Genomic DNA, 21752 nt, shown 5'->3' with positions numbered 1-21752 from the left:
ACATCCACAACATTGTCTCAATCGAAACGGCAACTTGGGGTCAAGTCTGACATTCGGACACGGCCTCAATTTTATTTGGCGATCCAGCGGTCGACGCGGGCTTCCAGGATGGGCAGCGGCAGTGTGCCGTCGCCGATGACCACTTCGTGGAATTTCTGGTAGCTGAACTTGTCGCCCAGCGCCGCCTGCGCCCGCGCCCGCAGTTCCAGGATCTTCAACGAACCGATCTTGTAGCTCAGCGCTTGTGCCGGCCACACCATGTAGCGCTCGATCTGGTTCCTGGCGCGCGCTTCGCTCCAGCCCAGCGTGTCGGCCAGGTAGGCGATCGCTTGCTCGCGGCTCCAGCCCTTCGCGTGCAGGCCGGTGTCGACCACCAGCCGCGCCGCGCGCAGCATCTCCGCGTTCAGGTGGCCGTAGTAGGCCACCGGGTCTTCATACAGGCCCATCTCGCGGCCCAGCGTTTCCGAGTACAGTGCCCAGCCTTCGGTGTAGGCCGCGCTGTTCGGATTCTCGGTGCTGAATTTGCGGAAGTCCGGCAAGTCCAGTTCCTTCAGCAGCGCCGCGTGCAGGTGGTGGCCGGGCACGCCTTCGTGCAGGAACAGGCTGACCATGTCGACCCGGCTGTATTTCTTCGGATCGTTCACCACCGGCCAGAACACGCCCGGATGCGAGCCGTCCGCCGCCGACGGCGTGTAGTGGTCGGACGCGGTGGCGCGCGTCAGCTCGGGCTCCAGATGCAGCTCCAGCTTGGCTTTCGGGACCAGGCTGAAGTAGGTCGGCAGCTTGGTTTGCACCGTGGCGTAGATGGCGCGGTAGGCGTCCAGCACCTGCTCGTCGGTGGTGAAGATCTTGAACTTGTCCTGCGCCGCCACCCATTGCGGCAATTGTTTTTCGGGACCGTCGTAGCCCAGCTTGGGACCGAGCGCGGCCAGCTGCTGCTGGATGCGCGCCACTTCCTTCAGGCCCAGCGCGTGCACCGCGTCCGGCGTCAGCGGCAGGTTGGTGCTGTCCTTGATGCGCGCGGCGTACCAGGCGGCGCCGTTCGGCAGCGCGCTCCAGCCGCTGCTGGCGCGGCTGGCCGGCAGGTATTCGTTCTGCAGGAAGCTGACCAGGCGGTTCAGCGCCGGCGCGATCCCGCCCTCCACGGCGTGCAGGTAGGCGGCCTTCAACTTCCGCTGGTCGGCCTCGGAGAAGCCGGCCGGGAAGCGCGTCACCGGCGAGTAGTAGATGCTGGTTTCCGGCGTCTCGGCGCGCAGGTTCTGGAACTGCGGCAGCATCGCCACGGTGATCGCCTTCGGCTGCACCACGCCGCTGCGCATGCCTTGCTTCATGTTGGCGATGGCCTGGTCTATCCATGCCGGCAGCTGGTTCAGGCGGCTCAGGTAGGCCTGGTATTGCTTGACCGTGCCCAGCGGCTGCGAGCCGGTGCCGTCGGCGTAGTTGGCCAGCGTGCTTGGCACGTTGTCGAACTGGTTCAGCGGCAGCAGGTGTTCAGGGAAGGACTCCAGCTGCAGCGCGTTGTTCAGTTCATAGGACAGCAGGTCGTAGGTCAGCTGGTCCTGCTGGCCGAGCTGGTCGCGGTGCACCGTCATCAGCTGCTTCTGCATCTGGCGGTACAGCGCGAACTGCGCCGCGCGCACCTTGGGCGAGATGCTCATGCCGAGCTGGTCGTCGTAGCGGCCGTCGCCGTTGGCGGTGGCGAACAGCAGCGGATCGTATTTGCAGCGCGCCGTGTGGAAGGCCGCCGCCAGCCTGGCCAGCTGCTTCTGCGCCTGGCCGGCCTGCTGCGTGGACGCCGGCTTGGCGGCCGCCAGCACCGGCGGCGCTCCCATCAACAATGCGGCGATCAGGGTGGTGGTGGTCAGCGCGGCGAGCGGGCGGGCAGATGGCATGGGTGTCCTCAAGGTTGAGTTGGAATTTCGCCCCGCAGTCTAGCACTTGTCGATGCGGTTTACTCAGCGCCGGAAAAATTGCGTATTCTATGGATGCCGTGAACCGGCAGCCCATAAAAACGCCAACAAAAGCGAGACCACACATGCAGATAAACGATCATGCAGCAGCCATCGCCCCCAGCCCCGGCATGGATCACCGCGCCTCACCGGCCCGCCCGCTCACCCGGCAGGACTACAAGACCCTGTCGCTGGCCGCGCTGGGCGGCGCGCTGGAGTTCTATGACTTCGTTATTTTCGTGTTCTTCACCGCCGTGATCGGCAAGCTGTTCTTCCCGCCCTCGATGCCGGGCTGGCTGAGCATGCTGCAAACCTTCGGCATCTTCGCCGCCGGCTACGTGGTGCGTCCGCTGGGCGGCATCATCATGGCCCACTTCGGCGACCTGCTGGGCCGCAAGCGCATGTTCACCATGTCCATCCTGCTGATGGCGGTGCCGACCCTGCTGATGGGCGCGCTGCCGACCTACGCCAGCATCGGCCTGGCCGCGCCCTTGCTGCTGTTGCTGCTGCGCGTGATGCAGGGCGCGGCGGTGGGCGGCGAGGTGCCGGGCGCGTGGGTGTTCGTGTCCGAGCACGTGCCGGCGCGCTACATCGGCTATGCCTGCGGCACGCTGACGGCCGGCCTGACCTTCGGCATCCTGCTCGGTTCGGTGGTCGCGACCGGCATCAACACCGCCTTCACACCGGAGCAGGTGGCCGACGGCGCCTGGCGCCTGCCGTTCCTGTTGGGCGGCATCTTCGGCCTGGGCGCGATGTACCTGCGCCGCTGGCTGCATGAGACGCCGGTGTTCGCCGAGCTTCAGCAGCGCAAGGCGCTGGCCGCCGAGATGCCGCTCAAGTCCGTGCTGCGCAGCCATCGCGGCGCGGTCGTGGTGTCGATGCTGTTGACGTGGATGCTGTCGGCCGGCATCGTCGTGGTCATCCTGATGACGCCGACGCTGCTGCAGAAAATCTACGGCTTCGATCCGCACACCTCGCTGGTGGCCAACACCCTGGCGACGCTGTGCCTGGCGATCGGCTGCATCGTGGCCGGCGTGCTGGCCGACCGCATCGGCTCGCGCGTCACGTTGTTCGGCGGCTCGCTGCTGCTGGCGATCAGCACCTACGTGTTCTACACCACGCTGCACGCGCGCCCGGACCTGCTGCTGCCGCTGTATGCGCTGGTCGGCTTCAACGTCGGCGTGGTCGGCGCCGTGCCTTGCGTGCTGGTCAAGGCCTTCCCGGCGCAGGTGCGCTTCTCGGGGCTGTCGTTCTCGTACAACCTGGCGTACGCCATCTTCGGCGGCCTGACGCCGGTGGTGGTGGCGCTGATGCTGAAGAATAATCCGCTGGCGCCGGCCTATTACGTCATCGCGGTGTGCGGCATCGGCATGGTGACTTCCTTGTTCGTCAAGGAGCCGTCCGGCGGCGTCTGATTCAGGCGGTGGCCATGCGGTCGCGCAGCAGCAGGAACGGCCGCTCCAGCGCTACATGCAGCAGCCACGCGGCGGGCGTGCGGAAAGCGCGACGGCGGTAGAAGTCCAGCACGGCGGCGAGGTTGGACGGCGCCGCGCGCAGCCCGGTGAAATGACCGGCGATCAGGAAGCCGTTCAGCACGAAGAACAGGTCGACGCCGATCCAGCCATTGGCGGCCAGCACCGCCAGCGGCCCGCCTGGCACGACGCCGAACGCGGCCTGCGAGGCCAGCGCCCAATGCCGCGCCAGCACCAGCAGGATCGCCACGGCGCGCAGCGCGTCCAGCACCGGACAGCGCGGCGCCATGCGCGCGGTGGCGGTCATCGGTCAGCCGATCTTCAGCGCGCTCTGCACGTCGCGCTTGCGCAGCTTCCAGATGATCGAGTCCACGATGTAATGGTGAAAATTAATGCCCTGGTAGACTATGACCACCAGCGGCACCAGCGTGTAGTTGACGAAGTAGGCATTGGACAGGTCGATGGCGCGGTACACCACGCCGGTCAGCGCCAGGCAGGCCGGCGGGTAGAGCGGCCAGCGTCGCCAGGGCCAGCCACGACGGCACCGGCAGCTTCCACACCTCGATCGACGGGAAGGTGGAGCCGGGACGCGCGCTCATCATCGAATACCGCCACGGGCAAGGGCAGCAGCGCCCGTGGCCAGCGCGAGCAGGGGAATGCCCAGCACGAACAGGCGATCGAATCGCCGGCTGCGCATGTAGATCGGTGCTGTCTCGGCAATAGCGGGCATGGCGTGGACTCCGGCGGGTGGCACTGTCTGTATGATAGTGCTACGCGGCAATAAGTCCACTATTCCTTTGTGCAGTGTTTTTTGGAGGAGTCGGTGCGAGGGAGGTACAATTGACCCTTGAACGCTTTAAAAAGCACGAATATCCAGAAAACGCCCCTTGCTGGCCGTTTTTCACCAGCCGCTTGCCGGCGAAATTGATAATTAAAGGTTTTTCATGAGTCTCCAATGCGGCATCGTCGGCCTGCCCAACGTCGGCAAGTCCACCCTCTTCAACGCCCTGACCAAGGCCGGCATCCCGGCCGAGAACTATCCGTTCTGCACCATCGAGCCTAACGTCGGCGTGGTCGAAGTGCCGGATCCGCGCATGGCTGGCCTGGCCGAGATCGTCAAGCCGGAACGCATGGTCAACGCCATCGTCGAGTTCGTCGACATCGCCGGCCTGGTGGCGGGCGCGTCGCAGGGCGAGGGCCTGGGCAACCAGTTCCTGTCGCACATCCGCGAAACTGACGCCATCGTCAACGTGGTGCGCTGCTTCGAGGACGACAACGTGATCCACGTGGCCGGCAAGGTCAGCCCGCTGGACGACATCGAAGTGATCCAGACCGAGCTGGCGCTGGCCGACCTGGGCACCGTGGAAAAAGCCATCCATCGCGAAAACAAGAAAGCCCGTTCCGGCGACAAGGACGCCGCCAAGCTGCTGGCCATCATGGAGCGCATCGTGCCGCACCTGAACGAAGCCAAGCCGGTGCGCGCCATGGGCCTGGACGCCGACGAAATGGCCCTGATCAAGCCGCTGTGCCTGATCACCGCCAAGCCGGCCATGTACGTGGCCAACGTGTCGGACACCGGCTTCAAGGACAACCCGCTGCTGGACCAGCTGACCGCCTACGCCGCCACGCAGAACGCGCCCATCGTCGCCATCTGCGCCTCGATCGAAGCGGAGATCGCCGACCTGGACGACGCCGACAAGACCGCCTTCCTGGCCGACATGGGCATGGAAGAGCCGGGCCTGGACCGCCTGATCCGCGCCGCCTACAAGCTGCTGGGCCTGCAAACCTACTTCACCGCCGGCGTGAAGGAAGTGCGCGCCTGGACCATCCACGTGGGCGACACCGCGCCGCAGGCGGCCGGCGTGATCCACACCGACTTCGAACGCGGTTTCATCCGCGCGCAAACCATCGCCTACGACGACTTCATCCAGTACAAGGGCGAGAGCGGCGCCAAGGAAGCGGGCAAGATGCGGGCCGAGGGCAAGGAGTATGTGGTCAAGGATGGCGACGTGTTGAACTTCCTGTTCAACGTCTAACGTTCCGCTGTACTTTGAAGAAGCCCTGTGTTGACAGGGCTTCTTTTTTCTCCGTCGCCGCCGAAACAGGACATCGCGCCCTCGGCCGGCGCGCCTGCGCCTCAGCTCTTGAATCCCTCGACGATCTTGAACGCGGCCGCGCTTTTAGCGCGCGCCGCCGTCACGCGGTCGAACAGGTCGGCCGCCAGCAGGTTGTACACGTCGATCTTCGCGCATTGCGCCAGCTCGTGCGCCGTCGCGTGCTCTTCCGCCACCGCGGCCGCGTAGGCGCGGAATGCTTCCAGTCCCTCGGGACGATAAGTTGACATATAGCCTTTTCGGATGGGTCGGTTGCCCCAGACTAGCACGATTGCGGCCCGCGCCCCGCAGCCGGTTTCTGGGGGGGGGGGGGGGCCCCGCCGCGCGGCATAGCCGGACACTATTGAATCGCCGTCCCATCCGGGGTTTCCACCCAACTGTGTTACCCTGTGTGACGGCCTTCGTTTGCCGTCCCCGCCCCCCGCCTAGTTGACGACTGGAACAAGGAATGTTTCATGCGTCTGAACAACCCCAACCAGAACCACCTGCTGGCCGCGCTGCTGGATGCCGAGTTCGCCCGCCTGTCGCCCTACCTTGAACCGATCATGATGCGGCTGGGCGATGTGCTGTACGAATCCGGCGGCAAGCTCGACCACGTGTACTTCCCGACCTCGGCCATCGTCTCGCTGCACTATGTGCTGGAGAACGGCAGCTCGTCCGAGATCGCCGGCGTCGGCAACGAGGGCATCCTCGGCATCTCGCTGTTCATGGGCGGCAACACCACGCCCAGCCGCGCCGTGGTGCAGACCGCCGGCCATGGCTACCGCCTCAAGTCGCACATCCTGATGGAAGAGTTCAACCGCGCCGGCCCGGTGATGCGCCTGCTGCTGCGCTACACCCAGGCGCTGATCACGCAGATGTCGCAGACGGCGATCTGCAACCGCCACCACAGCCTGGACCAGCAACTGTGCCGCTGGCTGCTGCTGACGCTGGACCGCCTGCCCACCAGCGAGCTGACCATGACCCAGGAACTGATCGCCACCATGCTGGGCGTGCGGCGCGAAGGGGTGACGGTGGCGTCCGGCCGCCTGCAGGCCAAGGGCTACATCAGCAACCGGCGCGGCCATATCTCGGTGCTGGACCGCGTCGGCCTCGAAGGCGACGTCTGCGAATGCTACGACGTCGTCAAAAAAGAATTCGCGCGCCTGATGTCGGACGTGCGCCAACGCCAGGATCCGCCATGACCACCCCCCAACGCCCCGAGGGCCCGCTGCTCAAGGCCGACGCGCTGCAGATGGCGATCCACAACAGCGCCAATTTCTCCAGCATCGCCACCGACGCCCAGGGCGTGATCCAGATCTTCAACGTCGGCGCCGAGCGCATGCTGGGCTACAGCGCGGCCGAGGTGGTCAACCAGATCACGCCGGCCGGCATCTCCGACGCGCAGGAAGTGATCGCGCGCGCCGCCGCGCTCAGCATCGAGGCCGGCGTGACCATCCGGCCGGGCTTCGAGGCGCTGGTGTTCAAGGCCTCGCGCGGCATCGAGGACATCTACGAGCTGACCTACATCCGCAAGGATGGCAGCCGCTTCCCGGCCATCGTCTCGGTCAGCCCGCTGCGCGACGCCGAGGAGAAAGTCATCGGCTATCTGCTGATGGGCACCGACAACACGGCCCGCAAGCAGGTCGAGCGCGAACAGGCGCTGCTGGACCAGCGCCTGCGCGAACAGCAGCTGGCGCTGCAGGAGACCAATGTGGAGCTGGAGGCGGCGCGCGCGCTGGCCGAGACGGCCAACCGCGCCAAGTCGGAATTCCTGTCGGCCATGAGCCACGAGCTGCGCACGCCGCTCAACGCGGTGCTGGGCTTCGCGCAGCTGCTGGCGTCGGACAAGCCGCCGCCCAGCGCCGCGCAGCAGCGCTCGCTGGACCAGATCCTCAAGGGCGGCTGGTACCTGCTGCAACTGATCAATGAAATCCTCGACCTGGCGATGATCGAATCGGGCAAGGTGACCATGTCGCAGGAATCGATGGGCCTGTCCGAGGTGCTCAAGGATTGCCAGGCGCTGATCGGGCCGCAGGCGGAAAAGCGCGGCATCCGCCTGTTCTTCGCCGCGCTCAGCGAGCCGTTCTTCGTGCACGCGGACCGCACGCGCGTCAAGCAGGTGATGATCAACCTGCTGTCGAACGCGATCAAGTACAACCGGCGCGGCGGCATGGTGACGGTGGCGTGCGCGGCCGGCAGCGAGGGCATGGTGCGCATCAACGTCACCGACACCGGCGCCGGCCTGAGCACCGAACAGATGGCGCAGCTGTTCCAGCCCTTCAACCGGCTGGGGCAGGAGGACGGCGCCGAGGAGGGCACCGGCATCGGCCTGGTCGTGACCCGGCAGTTGACCGAGCTGATGGGCGGCGCCATCGGTGTCGACAGCGAGGTCGGCGTCGGCACCACGTTCTGGATCGAGCTGGCCGCCAGCGACGAGCCGGTGCTGGAGACCGCCGCCTACGGCGCGCCGGTGCTGCTCGACGAGCGCGACCGCGCCACGCAGAAGACGCTGCTCTACATCGAGGACAACCCGGCCAACCTGAACCTGGTGGAGCAGCTGATCCAGCGCCGCAGCGACCTCAAGCTGCTGACCGCGATCGACGGCCACGGCGGCATCCAGCTGGCGCGCGCCTACCAGCCGGACGTGATCCTGATGGACATCAACCTGCCCGGCGTGAGCGGCTACGGCTGCCTGAAAATCCTGCAGGACGACGCCGCGACGGCGCACATCCCGGTGATGGCGCTGTCGGCCAACGCCATGCCGCGCGACATAGAAAAAGGCGTGGAGGCGGGCTTCTTCCGCTATCTGACCAAGCCGATCAATGTGGTCGAGTTCATGGGCGCGCTGGACCTGGCGCTCGCATTCGCCGCCGAGCACGGCGGCCTCCACCTCAGCACCAACGGAAGCGCATCATGATAGACCCCTCTGAAATACTCGGCGCCGAGATCCTGATCGTCGACGACCAGGAAGCCAACGTCATGCTGCTGGAGCAGATGCTGGCCAACGCCGGCTACACCCGCGTGAGCAGCACCATGGACCCGGTCGCCGTGTGCGGGCTGCACCGGCAGCACCACTACGACCTGATCGTGCTGGACCTGCAGATGCCCGGCATGGACGGCTTCGCCGTGCTGGAGGCGCTCAAGGACATCGAGCCGGACGGCTACGTGCCGGTGCTGGTGGTGACGGCGCAGCCGAGCCACAAGCTGCGCGCGCTGCAGGCCGGCGCCAAGGACTTCGTCGGCAAGCCGTTCGAGCTGGTCGAGGTGGAGACGCGCATCCGCAACCTGCTGGAGGTGCGCCTGCTGCATCGCCGGCTGCACCGCCACAACCAGCAGCTCGAATACACGGTGCTCGAACGCACGGCCGAGCTGCGCGCCAGCGAGGCGCGCTTCCAGCGCCTGGCGGAGCTGTCGACCGACTGGTACTGGGAGCAGGACGCCGACGGCGTGCTCACCCACTGGGCCGGCCCGGTGGCCGACATGGTGGGCATCGGCGGCGGCGACGCCGGCGGCTGGGACGTCGCCGAGCACGCGCTGCTGGAGTCGAACATCGCCGAGCGCAAGGCCTTCCTGGACTTCGTCTACAGCCGCACCATCGGCGGCGCGCTGCAGTATCTGCAGGTCAGCGGCGAACCGATGTTCGACGAGACGGGCCGCTTCGCCGGCTACCGCGGCGTCGGCCGCGACGTCACCGCGATGGCGGCCATGTTCACGCGAAAATAGGCGCGGGCTGTGCCGTTAGTCGCGCGCGCGGCTTTGTTGGGTATAATCGTCGGATTGCAAGCGTCTGCCTTTCGCACCCGCCTCACTCCTCACTAGAAAAATACTCTTCATGGCATCTTCCAACGATAACGTCAGCATGGCGCTGTTCTGCGATTTTGAAAACGTGGCGCTCGGTGTGCGCGACGCCAATTACGACAAGTTCGACATCAAGCCGGTGCTGGAACGTCTGCTGCTCAAGGGCAGCATCGTGGTCAAGAAGGCGTATTGCGACTGGGACCGCTACAAGGGCTTCAAGGCGCCCATGCACGAGGCCAACTTCGAGCTGATCGAAATCCCGCACGTGCGCCAGTCCGGCAAGAACTCGGCCGACATCCGCATGGTGGTCGACGCGCTCGACCTGTGCTACACCAAGTCGCATGTCGACACCTTCGTCATCATCTCCGGCGACTCCGATTTCTCGCCGCTGGTGTCCAAGCTGCGCGAGAACGCCAAGAAGGTGATCGGCGTCGGCGTCAAGCAGTCGACCTCGGACCTGCTGGTGGCCAACTGCGACGAATTCATCTTCTACGACGACCTGGTGCGCGAGAGCCGCCGCGCCAAGCGCGAGTCCAGCACCGAGACCAAGCCGGCCGTCAAGCGCTCGCCGGAAGAGGAGCGCATGCGCCGCGAGGAGATGGACAAGCGCCGCAACCAGGCGGTGGAAATCGCCGCCAACACCTTCGAGGCATTGGTCTCCGAGCGCGGCGACAGCGGCAAGATCTGGGCCTCCGTGCTGAAGGAGGCGATCAAGCGCCGCAAGCCGGACTTCAGCGAGTCCTACTATGGCTTCCGCACCTTCGGCAACCTGATCGAGGAATGCAAGGCGCGCGGCCTGCTGGAATTCGGCCGCGATGAAAAGTCCGGCGCGTATGTGTATCGCGGCACCGGCGTGGCGACGCCCGGCTTGCAGGTGAGCGAGGCGCCGCTGGACGGCGCGCAGGCCGAGGCGCAGGATGGCGGCAAGCAGGAGTCGCGCCGCAGCCGCGGCCGCGGCCGCACCGCCGCCGAGCGTTTCGCCGAGCGTCAGGCCGAGCGCCTGGCGCAGCAGGCGCGCGTCGCCCAGCCTGCCGAGGACGAGGCGGAGCAGGACGTGCCGGCCTATGTCGAGCCCGAGCAAGTTGCTGGTCAGCCGGAAGCGGCGGCGGAACCTGCGGCCGAGTCCGATCGTGGCCGTGGCCGTGGTCGCGGCAATCGCGGCGGACGCAAGCAGGGTGAGCGTCAGGAACGGGCCGAGGCTGCGGCCGAGGCGCCGGTGGTCATCGAAGCGGCGGTCGAGCTGCCGGTGGTGGCCAGCGAGCCGGTGCTTGCCATCGACGCGCCGGCCAAGAAGAAAAGCGGCCAGAAACCGCCCGCACGCAAACTGAAAGAGGCCGCCAAGCCGAAGGCCGAGGACGCCGCATCGGGCAAGGGCGGCAAGGGCGCGAAGAATGCGCGCGGCGGCAAGGGCGCGGCAGCGGTGAGCGGCGAACAGCCGGCTGCAACGCCTGCGCCTGCGCCGGTCGAAGCGCCGGCCCCGGCGGCGCCGGCCGAGGCCGAGGCCGAAGCCGCGCCGGCCGCCAAGCCGGCCAAGGCCAAGGCCGCCGCCAAGCCGCGCAAGCCGGCGGCGCCACGCGCACCGCGTGCGCCCAAGGCCGCCGCCGCCAAAGCCGAGGAGTAATCCCGGACGGGGAGGGCGGGCCGACTCGGCTGATCGTATAATGGCAATGTTTTCATCTGCCTAACAACGGTGCCGAACATGCCCATCCTCTCCGAAATCACGCTGTATCCGATCAAGTCCTGCGGCGGCATCCCGCTGCAGGAAGCCACGCTGACCGTCACCGGCCTGATGTCCGGACAGATCTACGACCGCGAATGGATGGTGGTCGACGGCGCCGGCGTCTGCCTGACCCAGCGCGACCATCCGCGCATGGCGCTGATCACGCCCAGCCTCAAGGGCAGCACCTTGGAGCTGCGCGCGCCCGGCATGCTGCGGCTGGAAATTCCGCTCGACCTGCCCGATCCCTATCTGGCGCCCACCCTCACCACCCAGGTCTGGGACGACACCGTGCTGGCCTACGACTGCGACGACCTGACCGCCGCATGGTTCACCCAGGCGATCGGCGTGCCGTGCCGGCTGGCGCGCTTCCACGCCAACGCCGAGCGCGCCGTCAGCGAGAAGTGGACCAACGGCGTGGCCGCCACCACCATGTTCTCGGACGGCTATCCGATGCTCGTGGCCGGGGCCGCTTCGCTGGACGACCTGAACGACAAGCTGCGCCGTGCCGGCCGCGAGGCCATCCCGATGAACCGCTTCCGTCCCAACCTGGTCGTGTCCGGCATCGAGGCGTTCGAGGAGGACTACGTCGAATCGTTCCAGCTGGGCGACGCCTTGCTCAAGCCGGTCAAGCCATGCTCGCGCTGCCCCATGCCGTCGGTCGACCAGGCCACCGGCCAGTTCGGCCCCGACCCGCTGGACATCATGCAAAGCTATCGCGCCAAGGCCGAGCTGGATGGCGCCCTGTGCTTCGGCATGAACGCCATCCTGGTCGCCGGCGAGGGCCAGCAGGTGCGGGTGGGGCAGGAAATCGTCGTCACGCTGGCGTTTTAACGCGCTCAGGCATTCCCAATCGGCAAAAGTTGGCGTAATGTGGCAAGGGGAATGAAACCAGCTGATGAGTAAGGGCAAATATGACGCAAACTGCAACAGGCAAGTTATCGCCGCAGACTGACCACGCCGCGCGCGCGGTGGATCTGGCGGCCGAAAACCAGGCCCTGCGGGCGCGCATGGCTTACCTGCTGGAGCAGGCCGAGCGCAACCACTCCATCATGACCCGCCACCAGGCGTTCGACCTGGACATCGTCAGCGCCGCCAATTTCCCCGAACTGATCGGCACCATCTTCCGCGTGCTGCCGGTGATCTCCGAGCTCGACAGCGTGACCCTGACCCTGGTCGACGAGGACGCCGACATCCGCACCGTCATGCTCAAGCTGGACGTGGTGTTCGAGGATTTCCCCGAGCTGATCTTTGTGGAATCGCTGGACGGGCTGGGCTTCGACCTGGGCCAGCGCAACGTCTACACGCCGACGCCCAAGCCGCTGCTGGGGATGTACGACGCGCAGCGCCACGCGACGCCGTTCCCGCGGCCGCCGGCCGGGCTGCAGAGCGTGGCGCTGGTGCCGCTGCTGCGCAACAAGCGCATCATCGGCAGCCTCAACCTGGGCAGCTGCGACCCGACCCGCTTCACGCCCAGCCTGGGCACGGACTTCATCGAGCACATGGCGTCGATCATCGCCATCTGCCTGGAAAACGTCATCAGCAACGAGATGTTGAAGTACATCGGGCTGACCGATTCGCTGACCGGGGTCTACAACCGGCGCTACATCGACCGGCGCCTGCTGGAAGAGATCGCGCGTGCGCGGCGCCAGAAATATCCGATCTCGTTCATGTACATCGACATCGACCACTTCAAGCGGGTCAACGACACGGTCGGCCACGGCGGCGGCGACGACGTGCTGCGCGAAGTGGCCACCCGCATCAAGAACGAGCTGCGCACGTCGGACGCGCTGGCGCGTTTCGGCGGCGAGGAATTCGTCGTGTTGCTGATCGACGCCAATCTGGAAAGCGCGGCCTTCGTGGCCGAGCGCATCCGCGCCAGCGTGGCCGGCAGCATGATCGCGCTGTCGCAGGAATTGCAGTTGTCGGTCACGGTATCGATCGGCGTGGCCTGCCTCAATCCCGGCGAAGCCGAAGGCGACCCGGCAGCCATCGCACGCGCCTGGGTGGCGCAGGCCGACACGCTGCTGTACGTCGCCAAGGAAACCGGCCGCAACCGCGTAGTGAGCCGCGCCGAACCTGTTGCGCAACACGGGGGCAAGTCGACATTCGGATACGAGCTCAACCGTAGGCGCCTACGGTTGAGCTCGTGTCCGAATGTCAGACTTGACCCCCAGCCAACGGCAGAGTCCGTGTCCGAATGTCAGACTTGACCCCACTGTGTTTTAGCGCAGCAGGCGCTGCTCGGCGCGGTTGACGGCTTCGGCCGTGCCGCGCAAGACCACCACGTCGCCCGCTTCCAGCACCAACTCCGGCGTCACGTCCAGCCTGCCCTTGCCGCGCCGGATGCCGCTCACCTCGGCGCCCGCGCCGGCCATGTCGATCTCGCCCAGCGACTTGCCCACGCCGGCCGCGCTGTCGCTCAGCGTCACCGAATGCAGGCGTTCCATATCCGCCTCCTCGCCGGCGTCGCTGGCGCCGTGGAAGTAGCCGCGCAGCGAGGCGTAGCGTTCCTCGCGCGCCGTCTGCACCCTATGCACCACCCGCCGCAGCGGCACGCCCAGCATCACCAGCGCGTGCGAGGCCAGCATCAGGCTGCCCTCCATCAGCTCCGGCACCACCTCCGCAGCGCCGGCCGCCTTCAAGCGGTCGAGGTCGGTATCGTCGTACGAGCGCACGATCACCGGCAAGGTCGGCGCCAGCTCGTGCACCAGGTGCAGCACCTTCAGCGCCGACGGCGTGCTGGCGTAGGTGATCACCACCGCGCTGGCGCGGTAGATGCCGGCCGCCACCAGGCTTTCGCGCCGCGCGGCGTCGCCGTAGGACACGTTGCGCCCGGCCGTCTGCGCCTCCTGCACCCGCTCCGGATCCAGGTCCAGCGCGTGGTAGTCGATATTTTCCTCGGCCAGCAGGGTCGCCAGGCTCTGCCCGCTGCGGCCGAAGCCGCACACGATCACGTGCTTGTTGGTGGACATGGTGCGGCTGGCGATCTTGGTCAGCGCCAGCGATTGCATCATCCATTCGTTGCTGGAGACCTTCATCACGATCTGGTCCGACTTGGCGATGATGAACGGCGCCACCAGCATCGACAGCACCATCGACGCCAGCACCACCTGGATGATGAGCGGGTCCATCAGATGGCTGCCGCCGGCCAGGTTCAGCAGCACGAAGCCGAACTCGCCGGCCTGCGCCAGCGCCAGGCCGGTACGCATCGACACGCCGTCCGAGGCGCCGAACAACTTGGCCAGCCCGGCGATCAGCGCGAACTTGAGCAGCACCGGCCCCGCCAGCAGCACCAGCACCAGCCACCAGTGCGTCATCACCAGCCGCACGTTGAGCAGCATGCCGATGGTGATGAAGAACAGTCCCAGCAGCACGTCGCGGAAGGGCTTGATGTCCTCCTCCACCTGGTGCTTGTACTCGGTCTCGGAGATCAGCATGCCGGCCACGAAGGCGCCCAGCGCGAGCGACAGGCCGGCGCGCTCGGTGATCCAGGCCGCGCCCAGCGTGATCAGCAGCAGGTTGAGCATGAACAGTTCCTGCGAGCGCCGCTTGACCACCACCGTGAACCAGCCGCGCACCAGCTTCTGGCCGAAGAACAGCAACAGCGCCAGCACGATCACGGCCTTGACGCCGGCCCAGGCCAGCGTCTCGGCCAGCGCGTCCGGCCGCTGGCCCAGCGACGGGATCAGGATCAGCAGCGGCACCACGGCCAGATCCTGGAACAGCAGGATGCCGATGATCTTGCGGCCGTGCGCGCTTTCCAGCTCCAGCCGCTCGGTCAGCATCTTGGAGACGATGGCGGTGGACGACATGGCCAGCGCGCCGCCCAGCGCGAACGAGGCCTGCCAGCCGATGTGGATGGCCGGCGGCAGCTGGGTGGCGATGGCCCAGCCGAACACCATGGTGGCGGCGATGGTCAGCACCACCTGCGCCATGCCCAGCCCGAACACGATGCGGCGCATGGCCATGAGTTTGGGCAGGGAGAATTCCAGCCCGATGGAGAACATCAGGAACACCACGCCGAACTCGGCCAGCGAGTGGAAGGCCTCGCTCGACTCGGCCAGGCCCAGCGCGTGGGGGCCGATCAGGATGCCGACCGCCAGGTAGCCCAGCATCGGCGGCAGTTGCAGCATGCGGAAGGCGACCACGCCCAGCACCGCGCTGCCCAGCAACAACAAGGTCAATTCCAAAGGTGTAAACGTCATATCAACCTGGCCAGAAAATATTATTTCGTTGTTTGTGGGCTGTAGGGGCCCTTATGTTGTTACTGGCAAGTTTTTTGCTTTCTCAATTCGGCTATACTTGGGCATGAGTGTAACCCATGAAAAAACAATGCTGAAAGCTTTTGACGCAAATATGGCCGCGCATGCGTTGCGCCTTGCCCGCGACACCCTGCAGAACGAGGCCGAGGCCATCGCCGCCCTGAACGCCCGCCTGGACGCCGACGACAGCGTGGTGCAGGCCATCGAACTGTTGCTGAACTGCAAGGGCCGCGTGGTCGTGTCCGGCATCGGCAAGTCCGGCCACATCGGCCGCAAGATCGCCGCCACGCTGGCCTCGACCGGCACGCCGGCGCTGTTCGTGCATCCGGCCGAAGCCGCCCACGGCGACCTCGGCATGGTCACCGCCGACGACGCCTTCATCGCCATTTCCTACTCCGGCGAGAGCGCCGAGCTGATGACCATCCTGCCGGTGGTCAAGCGCATGGGCAGCAAGGTCATCGCCATGACCGGCAAGCCCGGCTCCAGCCTGGCCGGCATCGCCGACGTCCACCTGAACGTGGCCGTGGCCAAGGAAGCCTGCCCGATGAACCTGGCGCCGACCACCTCCACCACCGTCACGCTGGCGCTGGGCGACGCCATCGCCGTCGCGCTGCTGGACCTGCGCGGCTTCAAGGAGGAGGACTTCGCCCGCTCGCATCCGGGCGGCGCGCTGGGCCGCCGCCTGCTGACCCATGTGCGCGACGTCATGCGCAGCGGCGACGCCGTGCCCAAGGTCACCGCCGACGTCAAGCTGACCGACGCGCTGCTGGAGATCACGCAGAAGGGCATGGGCATGACCGCCGTGGTCGACGCCGACAACAAGCCGATCGGCGTGTTCACCGACGGCGACCTGCGCCGCATGATCGAGAAGGTCCAGGACTTCACCAAGGTCGTGATCCGCGACGTCATGCACGCCAACCCGCGCAGCATCTCGCCGGAAAAGCTGGCGGTCGACGCCGTCGCCGTGATGGAGCAGTTCCGCATCAACCAGATGCTGGTGACCGACGCCGACGGCAAGCTGGTCGGCGCATTGCACATCCACGACCTGACCCGCGCCAAGGTGATCTGATGACCGAACCGACCTATGTGGAACGCGCCGCGCGCGTCAAGCTGATGATCTTCGACGTCGACGGCGTGCTGACCGACGGCAGCCTGCACTACGGCGCCGAGGGAGAGGCGCTCAAGACCTTTAATGTGCATGACGGCCTGGGCATCAAGCTGCTGCAGGAGTCCGGCGTGCAGACCGCCATCATCAGCGCGCGCACGTCGCCGCAGGTGATCAAGCGCGCGGCCGACCTCGGCATCGGCTTCCTGCACCAGGGCGGCCACGACAAGCTCACGCCGTTCAAGGCGCTGCTGGAAAAGACCGGCCTCACCGCCGAGCAGGTCGGCTTCATCGGCGACGACGTGGTCGACCTGCCCATCCTCACGCGCGTCGGCTTCGCGGTGGCCGTGCCGAACGGCCGCGCCGAGGTGCTGGAGCGCGCCCACCACACCACGGTCGCCGCCGGCGGCCGCGGCGCCGTGCGCGAAGTGTGCGAACTGCTGCTGCACGCGCAGGGCACGTACGAGCGCGTGATGGCGCAGTTCCTGGTTTGACGAGGACCGAGCATGCATAAGAGAACAGCCCACCGCTGGCAGCTGACCATCGTGATGGTGGTCGGTGTGTTGGTCGCCGTCGGTAGCTTCTGGCTGGTGCAGGTGGTCAACCAGGCCGGCCAGCAGGCGCAGGCCGACCAGCACCGCGACGAGCCGGACTACATCATCGACCGCTTCAGCATGGTCCGCATGAACAAGACCGGCCAGCCGGCCTACATCATCTCCGGCGAGAAGCTGACCCACCGGCCGGTCGGCGACGCCTCCGACATCGACAAGCCGTACGTGCACAGCCTGTCCGGCGACCAGCCGCCGATGAATATGCATGCCGACACCGCCCATGTCGACCAGGGCAATACGCGCGTCAAGCTCAGTGGTAATGTGGACGTGGTGCGCCCGGCCACGCCGAAGGCGCAGGCGCTGCGCATGACGACCTCGACCCTGACGGTGTACCCGGACGAGGAACGGATGGAAACCACGGCGCCGGTGGCGCTGGAAATCGGCAACGCCACCGCCAACGGCGTCGGCATGAAGGCCAACAACGCCACCCGCGAAGTGCAGCTGGGCGGACGCGGGCAGCTGGTGCTGCCGCCGCGCCCCGGCCATTGAAGAACCAACGATGAAGAATGGAATGACGATGAAAAAACTGATGTTTTCGGCCGCCGTGCTGCTGATGGCGGCCTGTGCCGCCCACGCGGAAAAGGCCGACTCCACCAAGCCGACCACGATCCAGTACGACGACCTGCAGATCGACGACGTCAAGCAGGTCAAGACGCTGATCGGCAACGTGATCCTGACGCGCGGCACCTTGCTGCTGAAGTCGCCCAAGGCGGTGATGACCACCGACCCCGAAGGCTACGACTTCGTCGTGCTCACCAGCACGCCCGGCACGCCGGCCACCTTCCGCCAGAAGCGCGACGGCGCCGGCGACCAGTGGGTCGAGGGCGAGGCCGAGCGCATCGAATACAGCAACAAGACCGACCTGGTCAAGCTGTTCTCCAAGGCCAAGGTGCGTCGCCTCGAAGCGGGCCGCCTCAGCGACGAGGTCAACGGCGAGTTCATCTCCTACGACAGCCGCAAGGAACAGTTCGCCGTGAAGAACACCGTCACCGGCGAGAGCAAGCCGGGCGCCGGCCGCGGCACCATGGTGATCCAGCCGACCATCCGCCCGGCCGCGCCGGCCACCGCGCCAGCAACCACGCCGGCCGCGTCGACGCCGCCGGCCACGGAGAAGTGAGCATGGAACCATCCTGCGGTAGCACCCTGATCGTACGCGGCCTGCAAAAGACCTACGGCAAGCGCCAGGTCGTGCATGACGTCTCCCTGCAGGTCGAATGCGGCGAAGTGGTGGGCCTGCTCGGCCCCAACGGCGCCGGCAAGACCACCTCGTTCTACATGATCGTCGGCCTGGTGCCGTCGGACGCCGGCAGCATCGACATCAGCGGCACCGACATCTCCTCGCTGCCCATCCACCGCCGCGCCTCGCTCGGCTTGTCCTACCTGCCGCAGGAAGCGTCGGTGTTCCGCAAGCTGACGGTGGAAGAAAATATCCGCGCCGTCCTCGAAATTCAGAAAGTGGACGGCAAGCCTTTATCCAAGGCTGCCATTGATGAACGGCTCAATACCCTGCTGGCCGATTTGCAGATCGAAAAGCTGCGCGAGAACCAGGCGCTGTCGCTCTCGGGCGGCGAGCGCCGCCGCGTGGAGATCGCGCGCGCACTGGCGACCAACCCGCGCTTCGTGCTGCTCGACGAACCATTCGCCGGGGTCGACCCGATCGCCGTCATTGAGATCCAGCGCATCGTGCGCTTCCTCAAGGAACGCGGCATCGGCGTCCTCATTACCGATCACAATGTGCGCGAGACGCTGGGCATCTGCGACCGCGCATATATCATCAACCAGGGCACGGTATTGGCTTCAGGCCGGCCAGACGACATCATCGCCAACGAATCGGTGCGTCGCGTGTATCTGGGTGAACACTTCCGTATGTAAAACCCATGAAACAGTCTTTGCAACTGCGCACGTCGCAGCACCTCGCGCTGACGCCTCAGCTGCAGCAGTCGATCCGGCTGCTGCAACTGTCGACGCTGGAGCTGCATCAGGAACTGGAACAGCTGCTGACCGATAATCCGCTGCTGGAGCGCCTCGACGACCCGCTGGACCGCTCGCTGCGGCTGCTGTCGGACGGCGCCATCAGCCAACAAGCCCCGGTCGGCGACGCGCCGCCCGAAGGCCCGCCCAACGCCCAGGAAGCGCCTGCCGCCGACGCCGACAACTACGACGGCCCGGCCGCCGACACCGAGAGCACCAGCAGCGACGCCGACGTCGACTGGAGCGACGCCGGCCGCAGCAAGGCGCCCGACGACGAGGATTCGCGCCCGCAGCTCGAGGCCAGCCACTGCACGCTGCGCGAGCACCTGATGGAGCAGATGCGCGTGACGGTGCTGGAGATGCGCGACCGCGCGCTGGTCGAGCTGATCATCGACGCGCTGGACGAGAACGGCTACCTCGAGGAATCGCTGGACGAGATCCACGCCCGCCTGCCGGAGGAGCTGGAGGTGGACATCGACGAGCTGCGCACCGCCTTGTCGCTGCTGCAAAGCTTCGACCCGATGGGCGTGGGCGCGCGCAACGCGTCCGAATGTTTGGCGCTGCAGATCAAGCGCCTGCCGGGCATACCGATGGTGACGCGGCGCATGGCGCTGGCCATCGTGGAAAATCATCTGACCTGGTTCGCCCAGCGCGACTTCAACAAATTGAAGAAGGCGCTGGTGTGCGACGACGAGGATTTGCGCGAAGCACAAACCGTCATCCGCCAGTGCAATCCACATCCGGGCTCGGCGTTCGCGTCGGACGTGTCGGACTACGTGGTGCCGGACGTGATCGTCAAAAAAGCGCGCAACGGCTGGCAAGTGAGCCTCAACAACGACGTCATGCCGCGCCTGCGCGTGAACGCCATGTACGCCAACCTGCTCAAGCAGGGAAAAGGCGAGGGCGCGATGGGCGCGCAGCTGCAGGAAGCGAAGTGGCTGATCAAGAATATGCGCCAGCGTTTCGACACGATTTTGCGCGTCGCACAAGCGATAGTAGAACGACAAAAGAACTTTTTCTCCCATGGCGCGGTTGCCATGCGCCCCCTTGTGCTTCGCGAAATTGCTGATACACTGGGTCTACACGAGAGCACTATTTCTCGTGTAACAACTCAAAAATATATGCTGACCCCGCATGGCATGTTTGAGTTGAAATATTTCTTTGGTAGCCATGTCGCCACCGAAGCGGGGGGGGAAGCAAGTTCGACGGCGATACGCGCACTCATCGTGCAATTGACAGGAGCAGAAGACCCGAAAAATCCTTTATCCGACAGTAAGATTGCGGACATGCTGGGAGAACAAGGCATGGTGATTGCGCGACGAACTGTTGCCAAATATCGCGAAGCTTTAAAGATCCCGCCAGTCAGTCTCCGCAAGTCTTTGTAGTTACTTGGTTCCTGCGCGCCCGGTGGCAATGGGCCCCGCACTAACCGTAAGAAGCGACATTATCTTTAGGAGTGTGTATGAATCTCACCATCAGTGGACATCATCTCGAAGTGACCTCTGCCATCCGTGAATACGTGCAGAGCAAGCTGGAACGCGTCACCCGCCACTTTGATCAAGTGATTGATATTGCTGTCATCCTGACCGTAGATAACCTTAAAGAGAAAGAGAAACGCCAGAAGGCTGAAATCAACCTGCGCATGTCGGGCAAGACCGTCTACGTGGAAAGCCTGTCGCAGGACCTGTACGCCGCCATCGACACCTTGGTCGACAAGCTGGATCGGCAGGTCATGAAGTACAAAGCCAAGGTCCAAGAGCACGGCCACGATGCGATCAAGCATCTCCCGGATAGCTACGAACCCGCTGCCGCCGCCCTATAACAACGGCCTCGGCACCATCAAACTAAGGGCGCACTGGCGCCCTTTTTTGCGCCCGCATAGAATAGGGTTTTCACCACTATCCTGCGACCTCATGAGCGAATACGTCCACACCAGCGTCAGCAACGGAACCGGCTTCATCACGCTGGACCGGCCCAAGGCCTTGAACTCTTTATCGCTGGCGATGGTGCGCGCGATCACGCAGGCGCTGCTGGCATGGCGCGACGACAGCGCCATCGCCGCAGTCGTCATCCGCAGCAGCAGCGAGAAGGCCTTCTGCGCCGGCGGCGACATCCGCTTCTTTTACGACGCCGGCCGCGCCACGCCGCAGGGCGGCAGCGCGCTGGTGGAGGACTTCTTCACCGAGGAGTACGCGCTCAACCACCTGATCCATTTTTATCCCAAGCCCTACATCGCGCTGATGGACGGCGTGGTCATGGGCGGCGGCATGGGCGTGGCGCAGGGCGGTCCCGGCTGCCGCGTGCGCATCGTCACCGAGCGCACGAAGATGGCCATGCCGGAGGTGAACATCGGCCTGTTCCCTGACGTGGGCGGCAGCTACTTCCTGTCGCGCGCGCCGGGCAAGCTGGGCTGCTACCTGGGCGTGACCGGCGTGACCATCGGCGCGGCCGACGCGCTGCACGCCGGCTTGGCCGACCACTTCGTACCGGGCAGTGAGATGGCGGCGCTGTCGGCCCTGCTTGACGCGACGCCGGGCACCGGCTTGCGGGCCGCCATCGCCGCCTTCGCGGCGCCGTTCAAGGACGCGGCGGGCGACAGCAAGCTGGCCGCCGAACGCGCCGCCATCGACCGCCACTTCGGCGCCGGCTCGGTGCCGGCCATCGTCGCCTCGCTGAAGACGGACGACAGCGCCTTCGCGCAAAAGACGCTGCAGGTGATGGCCACGCGCTCGCCGCTGATGATGTGCGTGACGCACGAGCTGGTCGAG

Annotated in this window: 22 protein-coding genes; 16 read left to right on the top strand and 6 right to left on the bottom strand. The window is 65.9% G+C overall.

Annotated elements, in window-relative coordinates; all coding sequences use genetic code 11:
• Positions 1-71: 71 nt before the first annotated feature.
• Positions 72-1892 (bottom strand): DUF885 family protein, encoded by a 1821-nt coding sequence (locus HUX88_RS15485; protein WP_176362365.1) that lies wholly within the window; start codon positions 1890-1892, stop codon positions 72-74.
• 188 nt (positions 1893-2080) lie between these two features.
• Here HUX88_RS15485 and HUX88_RS15480 point away from each other — a divergent pair, with 188 nt between their 5' ends.
• Positions 2081-3364, top strand: coding sequence for an MFS transporter (locus HUX88_RS15480; RefSeq protein ID WP_117014410.1), 1284 nt, complete (start codon positions 2081-2083; stop codon positions 3362-3364).
• A 1-nt stretch (position 3365) separates the two neighbouring features.
• On the opposite strand, the gene HUX88_RS15475 is transcribed toward HUX88_RS15480, so the two are convergent.
• The 3 genes from HUX88_RS15475 to HUX88_RS32980 all read right to left on the bottom strand — a co-directional run bounded on the left by HUX88_RS15475 (position 3366) and on the right by HUX88_RS32980 (position 4151).
• Positions 3366-3728: an acyltransferase gene (locus HUX88_RS15475; RefSeq protein WP_229219371.1), complete on the bottom strand. Its 363-nt coding sequence runs from the start codon at positions 3726-3728 to the stop codon at positions 3366-3368.
• Positions 3729-3731: 3 nt separating this feature from the next.
• Positions 3732-3899, bottom strand: coding sequence for a hypothetical protein (locus HUX88_RS15470; RefSeq protein ID WP_176362364.1), 168 nt, complete (start codon positions 3897-3899; stop codon positions 3732-3734).
• A gap of 120 nt (positions 3900-4019) precedes the next feature.
• Positions 4020-4151 (bottom strand): hypothetical protein, encoded by a 132-nt coding sequence (locus HUX88_RS32980; protein WP_301549480.1) that lies wholly within the window; start codon positions 4149-4151, stop codon positions 4020-4022.
• Between the two features lie 214 nt (positions 4152-4365).
• On the opposite strand from HUX88_RS32980, the gene ychF reads away from it, so the two are divergent.
• Positions 4366-5457 carry a redox-regulated ATPase YchF gene (ychF, locus tag HUX88_RS15465; protein ID WP_176362363.1) on the top strand — a complete coding sequence of 364 codons (1092 nt, stop codon included), beginning with the start codon at positions 4366-4368 and terminating at the stop codon, positions 5455-5457.
• A 101-nt stretch (positions 5458-5558) separates the two neighbouring features.
• On the opposite strand, the gene HUX88_RS15460 is transcribed toward ychF, so the two are convergent.
• The gene (locus HUX88_RS15460) at positions 5559-5765 is read right to left on the bottom strand and encodes a hypothetical protein (protein WP_176362362.1); all 207 of its coding nucleotides are present in this window, start codon (positions 5763-5765) and stop codon (positions 5559-5561) included.
• Positions 5766-5990: 225 nt separating this feature from the next.
• Here HUX88_RS15460 and HUX88_RS15455 point away from each other — a divergent pair, with 225 nt between their 5' ends.
• The 6 genes from HUX88_RS15455 to HUX88_RS15430 all read left to right on the top strand — a co-directional run bounded on the left by HUX88_RS15455 (position 5991) and on the right by HUX88_RS15430 (position 13245).
• Positions 5991-6719: a Crp/Fnr family transcriptional regulator gene (locus HUX88_RS15455; protein ID WP_117014405.1), complete on the top strand. Its 729-nt coding sequence runs from the start codon at positions 5991-5993 to the stop codon at positions 6717-6719.
• On the top strand, positions 6716-8434 hold the full coding sequence (locus tag HUX88_RS15450; RefSeq protein WP_176362361.1) for a hybrid sensor histidine kinase/response regulator: 1719 nt from the start codon (positions 6716-6718) through the stop codon (positions 8432-8434). The genes HUX88_RS15455 and HUX88_RS15450 overlap by 4 nt, the downstream gene beginning before the upstream one ends.
• A complete protein-coding gene (locus tag HUX88_RS15445; RefSeq protein ID WP_176362360.1) occupies positions 8431-9240 on the top strand; it encodes a response regulator in 810 nt (269 codons plus the stop codon). The genes HUX88_RS15450 and HUX88_RS15445 overlap by 4 nt, the downstream gene beginning before the upstream one ends.
• A 109-nt stretch (positions 9241-9349) precedes the next feature.
• Entirely contained in the window at positions 9350-10936 is a 1587-nt protein-coding gene (locus HUX88_RS15440) for an NYN domain-containing protein (protein WP_176362359.1), read from the top strand.
• A gap of 78 nt (positions 10937-11014) precedes the next feature.
• Positions 11015-11866 (top strand): MOSC domain-containing protein, encoded by an 852-nt coding sequence (locus tag HUX88_RS15435; protein ID WP_117014401.1) that lies wholly within the window; start codon positions 11015-11017, stop codon positions 11864-11866.
• 80 nt (positions 11867-11946) lie between these two features.
• Positions 11947-13245, top strand: coding sequence for a diguanylate cyclase (locus HUX88_RS15430; RefSeq protein ID WP_229219370.1), 1299 nt, complete (start codon positions 11947-11949; stop codon positions 13243-13245).
• A 12-nt stretch (positions 13246-13257) separates the two neighbouring features.
• Here the strand turns inward: HUX88_RS15430 and HUX88_RS15425 are convergent, their stop codons facing one another.
• The gene (locus HUX88_RS15425) at positions 13258-15240 is read right to left on the bottom strand and encodes a monovalent cation:proton antiporter family protein (protein WP_176362358.1); all 1983 of its coding nucleotides are present in this window, start codon (positions 15238-15240) and stop codon (positions 13258-13260) included.
• 127 nt (positions 15241-15367) lie between these two features.
• Between HUX88_RS15425 and HUX88_RS15420 the strand changes: the two genes are divergently transcribed.
• From HUX88_RS15420 to HUX88_RS15385, 8 genes are all read left to right on the top strand, one after another.
• Positions 15368-16366, top strand: coding sequence for an SIS domain-containing protein (locus tag HUX88_RS15420; RefSeq protein WP_176362357.1), 999 nt, complete (start codon positions 15368-15370; stop codon positions 16364-16366).
• Positions 16366-16896, top strand: coding sequence for an HAD family hydrolase (locus tag HUX88_RS15415; protein WP_117014397.1), 531 nt, complete (start codon positions 16366-16368; stop codon positions 16894-16896). The genes HUX88_RS15420 and HUX88_RS15415 overlap by 1 nt, the downstream gene beginning before the upstream one ends.
• A gap of 12 nt (positions 16897-16908) precedes the next feature.
• On the top strand, positions 16909-17502 hold the full coding sequence (lptC, locus tag HUX88_RS15410) for an LPS export ABC transporter periplasmic protein LptC (protein ID WP_117014396.1): 594 nt from the start codon (positions 16909-16911) through the stop codon (positions 17500-17502).
• Between the two features lie 28 nt (positions 17503-17530).
• On the top strand, positions 17531-18130 hold the full coding sequence (lptA, locus tag HUX88_RS15405; RefSeq protein ID WP_117014496.1) for a lipopolysaccharide transport periplasmic protein LptA: 600 nt from the start codon (positions 17531-17533) through the stop codon (positions 18128-18130).
• A gap of 2 nt (positions 18131-18132) precedes the next feature.
• Entirely contained in the window at positions 18133-18885 is a 753-nt protein-coding gene (gene lptB / locus HUX88_RS15400; RefSeq protein WP_020704452.1) for an LPS export ABC transporter ATP-binding protein, read from the top strand.
• 5 nt (positions 18886-18890) lie between these two features.
• Positions 18891-20369, top strand: a complete 1479-nt coding sequence (locus HUX88_RS15395) for an RNA polymerase factor sigma-54 (RefSeq protein WP_117014395.1) — start codon at positions 18891-18893, stop codon at positions 20367-20369.
• Positions 20370-20446: 77 nt separating this feature from the next.
• A complete protein-coding gene (hpf, locus tag HUX88_RS15390; protein ID WP_117014394.1) occupies positions 20447-20806 on the top strand; it encodes a ribosome hibernation-promoting factor, HPF/YfiA family in 360 nt (119 codons plus the stop codon).
• A 91-nt stretch (positions 20807-20897) separates the two neighbouring features.
• On the top strand, positions 20898-21752 hold an 855-nt coding region (locus HUX88_RS15385; RefSeq protein ID WP_176362356.1), incomplete at its 3' end, for a 3-hydroxyisobutyryl-CoA hydrolase.

Origin of the sequence: Duganella sp. BJB1802, assembly GCF_013369445.1 — a bacterium.
Lineage (GTDB): Bacteria > Pseudomonadota > Gammaproteobacteria > Burkholderiales > Burkholderiaceae_D > Rugamonas > Rugamonas vulcania_A.
The sequence above is the reverse complement of the archived record's forward strand: the minus strand, read 5'-3'. Positions and strand labels throughout refer to the sequence as shown.